Genomic DNA, 8,386 nt, shown 5'->3' on the forward strand with positions numbered 1-8,386 from the left:
ATTTATTGGTTTGTAGATAAGCTAATTAAATCAGACTGTAGACAAACGCTCCTTAAAAAGGAAGTTTTTCTATGGTTTTTTATTTGTTTTTCTTTTAAATTGGGATGTTGATTTTCAATTCATCATAGAATTAGAAATTTCCATCCTTTAAAATAAAGATAGATAAATGGATAGAAGTGACACATGCTTTCCAAACATTCTTCTATCCAAAGAAACCAATTAGAAATGATAACGTTATATCAACTAGTACCCCAAAATCACTTGGTTCGCAAAATCGAGGCTGCGCCCCTGAAATAGCGTATTTTCGATTGATAATAAAATAAGGAACCCCAGAAATTCCATATTGCTGGGCAATTCCTGCATCTACTCGAACATCATTTGTATAGGCTGTTTTGTCATTCAGGATATTTATTGAGTTCTGTCTATCTAAACCAGAAGCTTCTGCAATGTCAGCAAGAGTTTCTATATCACTCAAATTTTTTAGTAAGAATAAAGCAATTTTTCGGTAATCGCTTTTTCCTTCCCTTTTTTTCCTGCAAATTTTGCTAAACAGTGAGCATCAAACGTGTTTGGCAGTTTCATATCATTAAAATTAAACCCACACCAGCATATTCTGCTTGGCTTGTTCTATGTTCATTCCATAATATATAGGAGCATTGGGATCTAATTCAAAACTTTTAAACTCCACGTCCACTTCATTTCTATGCTCAAACTGATCTAGTGCCATTTCCAGTTTTCATTTCCCTATATAGCAAAACGTACATACAAAATCAGACTATATTCAATCTTCATACTAACACCTCTTTCAATTCGTTAAATGGCTTGTAGCATATATGTCAAAGACTCGAAATTATATGATTAAAGTGTAAAAGTTAGTTAGGGAGTATGGCTATATTCCCTCTGTTGAGGAGTTTTCTTGTTATAATCTTTGATATGCGTTTCCTTATTATAGGCATAGTTATGTATGTCTTTCGCTCAACTGGATAAACCAACGTTCTATAAAATTGTTCAAGGCTTGTAAAAAAACTTTAGTTAGTCTCTAAATAAAGGAGAAAGTACAATCTGATCGATCAATTATAGAATGATTTCCGAAAAGGAGGGAGAAGCAATAAATCTTTTTGAGGGATAGTTGATTTGTAGGTCGATAGAAGTGTTAACGCTTACATAATTGCAAATTGAAGTTGCAAAAAGATGTACTAAACTATTTGAATATTTCAATTTATAATCAAATTATGAAAGGAGCTACTATATGAAAGAAAGGACTCAACGAGTACTTACCAGATTTTTGACAGTAAATACCTGTTTGACTTGTGAAGACTTAAGTAAAGAGTTCCATGTTAGTGAGCGTACTTTTCGAAACGAATTGGTCTTGATTAATAAATACTTGGCTGAAAATAATTATCCTTCCCTTACGACGACAAGAGGAAAGGGGATGAAGCTAGAACTGTCTGAGGTGGATCGGGAAAAGCTCCTGTCTAAAATTGGTGAAGACAGAGAAATAGATTATTATAGGCCGAATGAACGTTTTCTTGCCTTACTTTTAGATATTGTCGATACGACAAAAACGACAATGCTCTTCCAAATGGAAGAAAAACTGCAGGTATCGAAAAGTACATTGGATGAGGATATGAGAAGACTTCGTCAGTTTTTAAAGGAATATGGGATTTCTGTAGTGAGTTTAACGAAGCAAGGTATTGTATTAAAAGGTGATGAACGATCAATACGCTCTATGTTGTACGACGTGATTAATAGTATGACAGATATTGATTATCTAATGGGGTATCGAGATATAGATACAGTAGTGAATACCTTTTCCGATCAATTTGTCTTGGATTATTTGGACACAAATGTATTAAGGATCATTGGAGAACATTATGACAACATCTTGGAAAAGTCTAGAGTAGAGATTAATCATGTATATCGAAACCAAAGCATTCTTTTTCTAGGGATATGGGTAAGGAGACTGCAAGAAGGAAATACCCTTAGTGAATTAGCCAAAGTTAGAGCCGAGATAAAAGAAGAGCCTGTCAGAAAGTTTGTCGATTCCATCTGTATGGAGTTTGGTTTATATCCATCATTAAATGAAATCAAATATACTACCTTTACAATTGAATCATTTAATCCAAAGGATATGAATAATTCATTCGATTGGGTTACCGCACAATTATTAGCCATTCAATTAATTGAGCATGTAGAAAAAGTAACCAGAATCCCATTTTCTCAGAAAGAAGAAGATTTATATGAAGGTTTATATAAGCATATCACAGGGTTATTAAGCAGAGCGAAGAACGATTTACAAGTGTTTAATCCATTGAAAAACACTATTAAGGATTCTTATGCCGAGATTTATCAGGCAATCACTTGCTTTAGAAAGCAAATAGAGGACTACATCAAGAAACCATTATCAGAAGATGAAATCGGGTTTTTAACCGTTTATTTCTCAACTTCAGCAAGCCAGATCAAGCAGAAAGAACAATATGTCTATCAGGCAGTGGTGCTTTGCAATCATGGAATTTCAACTGGAAAGCTATTGGCTGCAAATTTGAAAGAGCAATTTAATATCGAGATTGTAGCAGTATTAAGTTCGTATGAATTAGCCTTTATTGAAAAACTAGATGTTGATTTGGTTTTTACGACAATTTCAATTGATTATCCAAAAAAACCTGTATTGTTGCTTAATCCGATTTTAAGAGAAAGTGATAAAAAGGAAATTAAAGATTTTTTACTCAAAAATAAGGATAAGAAAAGAACCGTATCCAATACGGTAGATGCCACAAATCTGATGCAGGATATTTTGGCGCTAATTGTAGAAAGCGGTGGTAAGGTAACGCAGGAAAGCTATCAGAAAGTAGAAAAGACTTTTAAAGAACATCATTTAAAAATTAATACAAGGGAGATACAGCCGATGTTACAGGATATTTTGAGGGATTCCAACATTCTACTAAAACAAGAATGTAAAGACTGGAAAGAGGCAATCACAAAAGCTGCTCAGTTATTGGTAACAGAAGAGGTCATCGAAGAAAGATATATAGATGCCATGATTAAGTCTGTTGAAGAATATGGGGCTTATATAGTAGTAGGAAAGCATTTAGCGTTAGCACATGCAAGACCGGAAGATGGAGTAAATAAATTAGGGATTAGTGTCATGACATTAAAAGAACCGGTGAATTTCGGAAATCCGGATAATGATCCGGTGAAAATTGTTTTTTGTCTAGCTGCAGTGGATTCTTATTCCCATCTAAATGTGATGAAAAATTTGATTGAGTTAATTAATGATGAAGAGAAATTAGATCAGTTAATTGCATCACGAGATGTAAACGTATTCAACCAAGTGTTATATGGAAGTGAAGTAGCAGAATTAGGAAAGCAGCAGATCTAAATATACAACAAAAAATGAAAAAAGAGGAGAGAGTGAAATGAAAAAATTAAATATCTTATTTGTATGTGGAGCAGGTTTAGGAAGTAGTTTTGCTTGTCAAATGGCTGCAGAGGATGTATTAAGCAAGTTAGGTGTCAATGCCAAGCTGGATCATAGTGATATTTCGTCGGCCGTTTCAGTAAGACCCGATATTATTATTACAGCACAGAATTTTAAATCCCAATTTGAAAAATTTTCAGTGGATCCTAAACAAACGACAATTGTTTATTTAAGAAATATTGTATCTAAACCAGAGATTGAAGAGAAAATCACCCCAATATTAAAGGAAAAAGGCATCTTAGCTTAACAAATAAAAAATTGAGATAGCAAGAGATGGGGGTAAAAAAATGGGTGTAATAAACTTCATTATTGAGAATATTTTGACACAGGCATCAATTACAATCGCGTTAATTGCTATGTTGGGGTTAATTTTACAAAAGAAGTCAACAGGGCAAGTTATTTCTGGGTCGTTAAAGACGATGTTAGGATTTATGGTATTGTCAGCCGGTTCTAGTATTATTGTTGGTAGTTTAACTTATTTTGGTCAGATTTTTACAGAAGGTTTCCATATGCAAGGGATTATCCCTTCCATTGAAGCTATTAACGGCCAAGCAATGAATGAGTTGGGGTTGGGTCGTGATATCGCACTAACTTTTTTAGCTATCTTTGTTTTTAATATTCTCATTGCACGGTTCACTAGATGGAAATATATCTTTTTAACTGGTCAGGCTATTCTTTGGATGGCTACTATGACAACAGTATTTGGCTACTTTGCAGGGTTGCGTGGTGTTGTATTGATTTTAGTAGGCGGTTTTATTGGAGGCGTCTTTGCGGTAGCTATGCCTGCAATTGCACAACCATTTGTTCGTAAAATTACTGGTATGGATGATATTGCTTTAGGACACTTTTGTACAGTTGGATATGTGTTTGAAGCAGGTGTAGCGAAACTATTTGGGGAAAAAGGGGAAAAGAAAAAATCAGTTGAAGATTTGAAATTACCAGCTCAATTAGAATTCTTACAAGATACCTATCTGTCATTAATGGTGGTAATGATTCCTCTTTATATTATTACAGCAGCGTTTGCAGGTGAAGAGTTCGCTTCTACATTATCAGGAAATACCAATTACTTAATGTTTGCATTTATACAATCTATCCAATTCGTAGTCGGAGTGTATGTATTATTAGCAGGGGTTCGCTTATTGCTAGGTGAAATTGTTCCGGCATTTAGAGGGATTGCCATGCGTTTAGTTCCAAATGCAAAGCCTGCATTAGATTGTCCAGTTCTCTTCCCCTATAGTCCTAATGCAGTCATTGTAGGATTTATCACAACTACTATAGGTTCCATTATTGCAATGTTTGTATTACCAGTCTTTGGGTTGGCAATGATCTTGCCAGGTATGCTGACAGCCTTCTTCGCGGGTGGTACTGCCGGTATCTTTGGCAACTTAACAGGTGGACGCCGCGGGGCCATTATTGGTGGTATTGTACATGGCTTTTTCATTACATTATTACCTGCACTGTTGGTAACGACTTTCAATTCCATGGGATTTGTTAATGCAACAGCCACAGATGTTGATACAGTATCAGCTGCTTTACTATATGCATGGCTCATTGGTCCATTATTAAAAGCTTTCTAGGATAGAAGAAGAGAGAAAGGGGGGGGCAAGTAATGTTTGGATTTGGTAAGAAAAAAGCTAAAGAACCGAAAAAAGAAATAACCGAAGAGGTGGTGATAACAGCAGAAAGAAAAGAAGAATTATTACGTACCATCTCCTTTAAAAAAGAAGAAGTAACTCAAGCAATTGGAGAAGAACAAGCAAAAATTTATGAGGAGATTGGCTTAGCGTTTAATGAGCTTGGTGAAGAAGACCATGCTATTGATTCATTAGAAAAAAGTATTCAGACCAAAAAGTCATTAGGCAATGGTTATAAAGCTTTATTAAGACTATATAACAAGAAGCGTGCAGAAGCAGCAAAAGTGAATGATGAAGAGTCATTACAAATCTATTTAAAGAAAATGGATCAAATGATGCAAGTTTCTAAAGAAGTTACGCGTGGTGTGCGATAAAAAAGAAATTAAAAAATTAGTATAAAGGGAGAGTAATTGATCATGTATACAACACTAAAAGAAGTAACACGTAGAGCGGAAGAATTGAATTATACAGTTGGTTCATTTAATGCACATAATTTAGAGATGCTACCTGATATGATACGTGCAGCAAAAGAGCAAGGAGCACCCATTATCATACAAACAAGTATAGATACTGCCAAATATATTGGTCATGAAAATTTAGTTGCTGTATGTAAAACGATGGCCACAAAAGAAATGGTAGATGTGGTATTGCATTTGGATCATGCAAGGGATTTTGATGATATTAAAGAGGCAATCGATAAAGGATATACATCAGTAATGTTTGATGGTTCTCATTTACCATTCAAAGAGAACATTATGAAAACAAGTGCAGTAGTAGAATACGCACATAAATATGGTGTTTCAGTAGAGGGAGAACTAGGGACTATTGGTGGTACGGAAGAAGGGATTCATGTAGATGAGAATGATAAGGTTTATACGGACCCAAAAGATGCAGCAGAGTTTGTTAAAGCAACAGGGGTAGATGCTTTGGCCATTGCTATCGGTACTAATCATGGTCAATATAAATCTAAAACAGAAGTAAATATGCCACTATTAAAAGAAATCAATGCTGTAGTAGATGTACCTTTAGTTATTCATGGGGGTACAGGTGTTAAGGAAATGGATGTCCAAGAATTAATTAATAACGGGATCCGTAAATTTAATGTAGGCACTGAGTTGTTAGTAGCATGGACGAAAACAGCGAAAGAAACATTCGGAGAAACAAAAGTAACTAAATCATTACGACATAATATTATTCCATGTAATCAGGCAGTAAAAGAAATTGTCAAACATAAAATTGGTATCTTCATGAATAAAGAAGACTGTACCCTTCAAGTGAAATAATTACAAAAAAAGTACATTAGTTTTTTTCATAAGGGTTGGAGAAGATGTAGCTAATAAAGAGAGTACGGGGAATTCCTTGTACTCTTTCTTTATTCGTTAGAATAGGAGGTGATAGAATGGATAAAGTCTTAATCTTATTAGCAGGTTTACCAGGAACGGGAAAAACCTACTTATGTAATGTCATCAAGAGTGAATTAGGGGAATTTTATAAGCTTTCTCAGGATGACTTAAAAGAATATTATTGTGATGTGTATGGCTATCGTAATTTAGAGGAAAAACAGGATTTAGAAAAGATAGTATGGGAGAAGTACTATGAAATAATGGAACAGCAAATGCAAGCAGGCACCAATATTATGTCTGATTATCCTTTTAGTCAGAAGCAAAAACTTCCTATTCAGCAATTAGCAGAAAAATATGGTTATGAGGTTGTTACTATTCGGTTAATTGCAGATTTAGATGTTTTGTTTGAACGACAAAAAAAGCGAGATTTGGATCCGACAAGGCATTTGAGCCATATTGTCACTTCTTACAAAAAAGGAGATCATTTAGCTAATAGAAGTAATGCAGATAATTTATTGACCTATGAAGAGTTTATAAAAAGATGTACCACAAGAGGATATGACACGTTTGAATTAGGGAAATTATATGAAGTAGATGTATCAGATTATACAAAAGTGAATTATTGTAAGCTATTGGAAGATATACGGATGGAGTGCATTTCTGAAACGAGCAAATAAGTTTAAAATTTAGAGTCTTTATATAATGGTTTGTTTAAATGTGATTGCAGGGGAAACAGATAAAGAAGCGACAAGAGAATGAACAACGACACAGCAATTTTTCTGAATGTTCTCCGTGATTCCCAAACACCAGTTCAGCTGCCTGGAGAACATTTAGCGTCCACACGAAAAAGCAATGGCTGCTGCGATGTCCACAATATGACGTTTATAGAAAGCAAAGAGACGGTAAAAATACAGAGTTAACAAATGTTTAAGAAAGTATCATGTAGATGAAATCATAACTGTTTCCTATATCTTTAATCCGGATAAACAAAAGTGGTCTTATCAAATCTTTAAGGAAATGGTTGCTGGAAAATAAAAAAGTCGAAAACCACACCTTGTGTTGGAGGCAAGGTGTGGTTTTTTTGTTTTTATAAAAATAACGGAATAGATTTCTTATTTGTTTTCATTTGTAAATGCCCCTATTAAAATAAAAAGTCCCTTTTATTTTAATATAGGTTATAAAAGTTGATAGACTTTCTCTCTGTTTTTTGTGCCTTCTTGCTTTTTTTTGATAATATTGATCTTTTTAAAAACTGAAAAGAAATTCTATTAATTGAAATGATTTCACCAAGTTTTCACCAAAGACTACTAAACTACAACTATCGAAAAGGAAAGGGGGAAAGAAAACAGTGAATACTAGAATGAAAAAAGGTATTTTCTGGAGTACAGTCATTACATCGATGGTTTTAGTAATGAGCTTTATCTCCAATCTATTAGGAGGAAACGTTACTTTTGCAGCTGGTTTTCATGAACATGAGCGGGGCATGGGAATGCGTCCGCAAAATGGATTTGGGCATGAACGGGTGATGGATGGTTTTCACCATGGATCTGGATTTTCTTGGATAGGATTCCTTTTATTCCTTATCATTGGACTGGCTGTTTTAGTAATAGTAGTTAAATGGCTAAAAACGAAGTCAAAAACTGCTTCTATGCAACAGTTTATTGATACATCCTTAATGACTTCATCAAAACCATCCATCAATCATAATCATGCAAGTATTTTAGATCAATGGGAAAAAAATATAACAACAAAAAAGGAGAATAAATAAAATGGGTATTTTTAAAAGAATCAAAACAATAGCAAAAGCGGACATTAATAGTTTACTAGATAGCATGGAGGATCCAATTGGAATGCTGAATGAGTATTCCAGAGAAATGGAGCAAGAGATAGGAAAAGCACAGAAAGCTTTATCCCAGCAAATTTTTGTAGAA

Annotated in this window: 9 protein-coding genes and 1 pseudogene; 9 read left to right on the forward strand and 1 reads right to left on the reverse strand. The window is 34.3% G+C overall.

The annotated features are described in order from the left end of the window. Window positions 1-277 precede the first annotated feature (277 nt). Window positions 278-733, reverse strand: a pseudogene (locus CWS01_RS21690) (DsbA family oxidoreductase); the annotation flags it as partial. 516 nt (window positions 734-1,249) lie between these two features. Here CWS01_RS21690 and CWS01_RS21695 point away from each other — a divergent pair. The 9 genes from CWS01_RS21695 to CWS01_RS23265 form a co-directional block, all read left to right on the forward strand. Then, a complete protein-coding gene (locus tag CWS01_RS21695; RefSeq protein ID WP_101179603.1) occupies window positions 1,250-3,379 on the forward strand; it encodes a BglG family transcription antiterminator in 2,130 nt (709 codons plus the stop codon). Between the two features lie 37 nt (window positions 3,380-3,416). Continuing rightward, window positions 3,417-3,725 (forward strand): PTS sugar transporter subunit IIB, encoded by a 309-nt coding sequence (locus CWS01_RS21700; RefSeq protein WP_101179605.1) that lies wholly within the window; start codon window positions 3,417-3,419, stop codon window positions 3,723-3,725. A gap of 40 nt (window positions 3,726-3,765) precedes the next feature. Further along, window positions 3,766-5,055: a PTS sugar transporter subunit IIC gene (locus CWS01_RS21705; protein ID WP_101179607.1), complete on the forward strand. Its 1,290-nt coding sequence runs from the start codon at window positions 3,766-3,768 to the stop codon at window positions 5,053-5,055. 32 nt (window positions 5,056-5,087) lie between these two features. After that, window positions 5,088-5,486 carry a hypothetical protein gene (locus tag CWS01_RS21710; protein WP_101179609.1) on the forward strand — a complete coding sequence of 133 codons (399 nt, stop codon included), beginning with the start codon at window positions 5,088-5,090 and terminating at the stop codon, window positions 5,484-5,486. A 42-nt stretch (window positions 5,487-5,528) separates the two neighbouring features. Then, a complete protein-coding gene (locus CWS01_RS21715; protein WP_101179611.1) occupies window positions 5,529-6,395 on the forward strand; it encodes a class II fructose-bisphosphate aldolase in 867 nt (288 codons plus the stop codon). Window positions 6,396-6,511: 116 nt separating this feature from the next. Further along, the gene (locus CWS01_RS21720; protein ID WP_101179613.1) at window positions 6,512-7,132 is read left to right on the forward strand and encodes an AAA family ATPase; all 621 of its coding nucleotides are present in this window, start codon (window positions 6,512-6,514) and stop codon (window positions 7,130-7,132) included. 78 nt (window positions 7,133-7,210) lie between these two features. After that, entirely contained in the window at window positions 7,211-7,375 is a 165-nt protein-coding gene (locus tag CWS01_RS22575) for a hypothetical protein (protein ID WP_157827726.1), read from the forward strand. A 428-nt stretch (window positions 7,376-7,803) separates the two neighbouring features. Further along, window positions 7,804-8,223, forward strand: a complete 420-nt coding sequence (locus CWS01_RS21725; protein ID WP_101179615.1) for a magnesium transporter CorA family protein — start codon at window positions 7,804-7,806, stop codon at window positions 8,221-8,223. A 1-nt stretch (window position 8,224) separates the two neighbouring features. Next, window positions 8,225-8,386, forward strand: a 162-nt coding sequence (locus CWS01_RS23265) for a PspA/IM30 family protein (protein ID WP_193603802.1), incomplete at its 3' end; no start/stop codon positions are given.

This window comes from Niallia nealsonii (genome assembly GCF_002835805.1).
Lineage (GTDB): Bacteria > Bacillota > Bacilli > Bacillales > Cytobacillaceae > Niallia > Niallia nealsonii.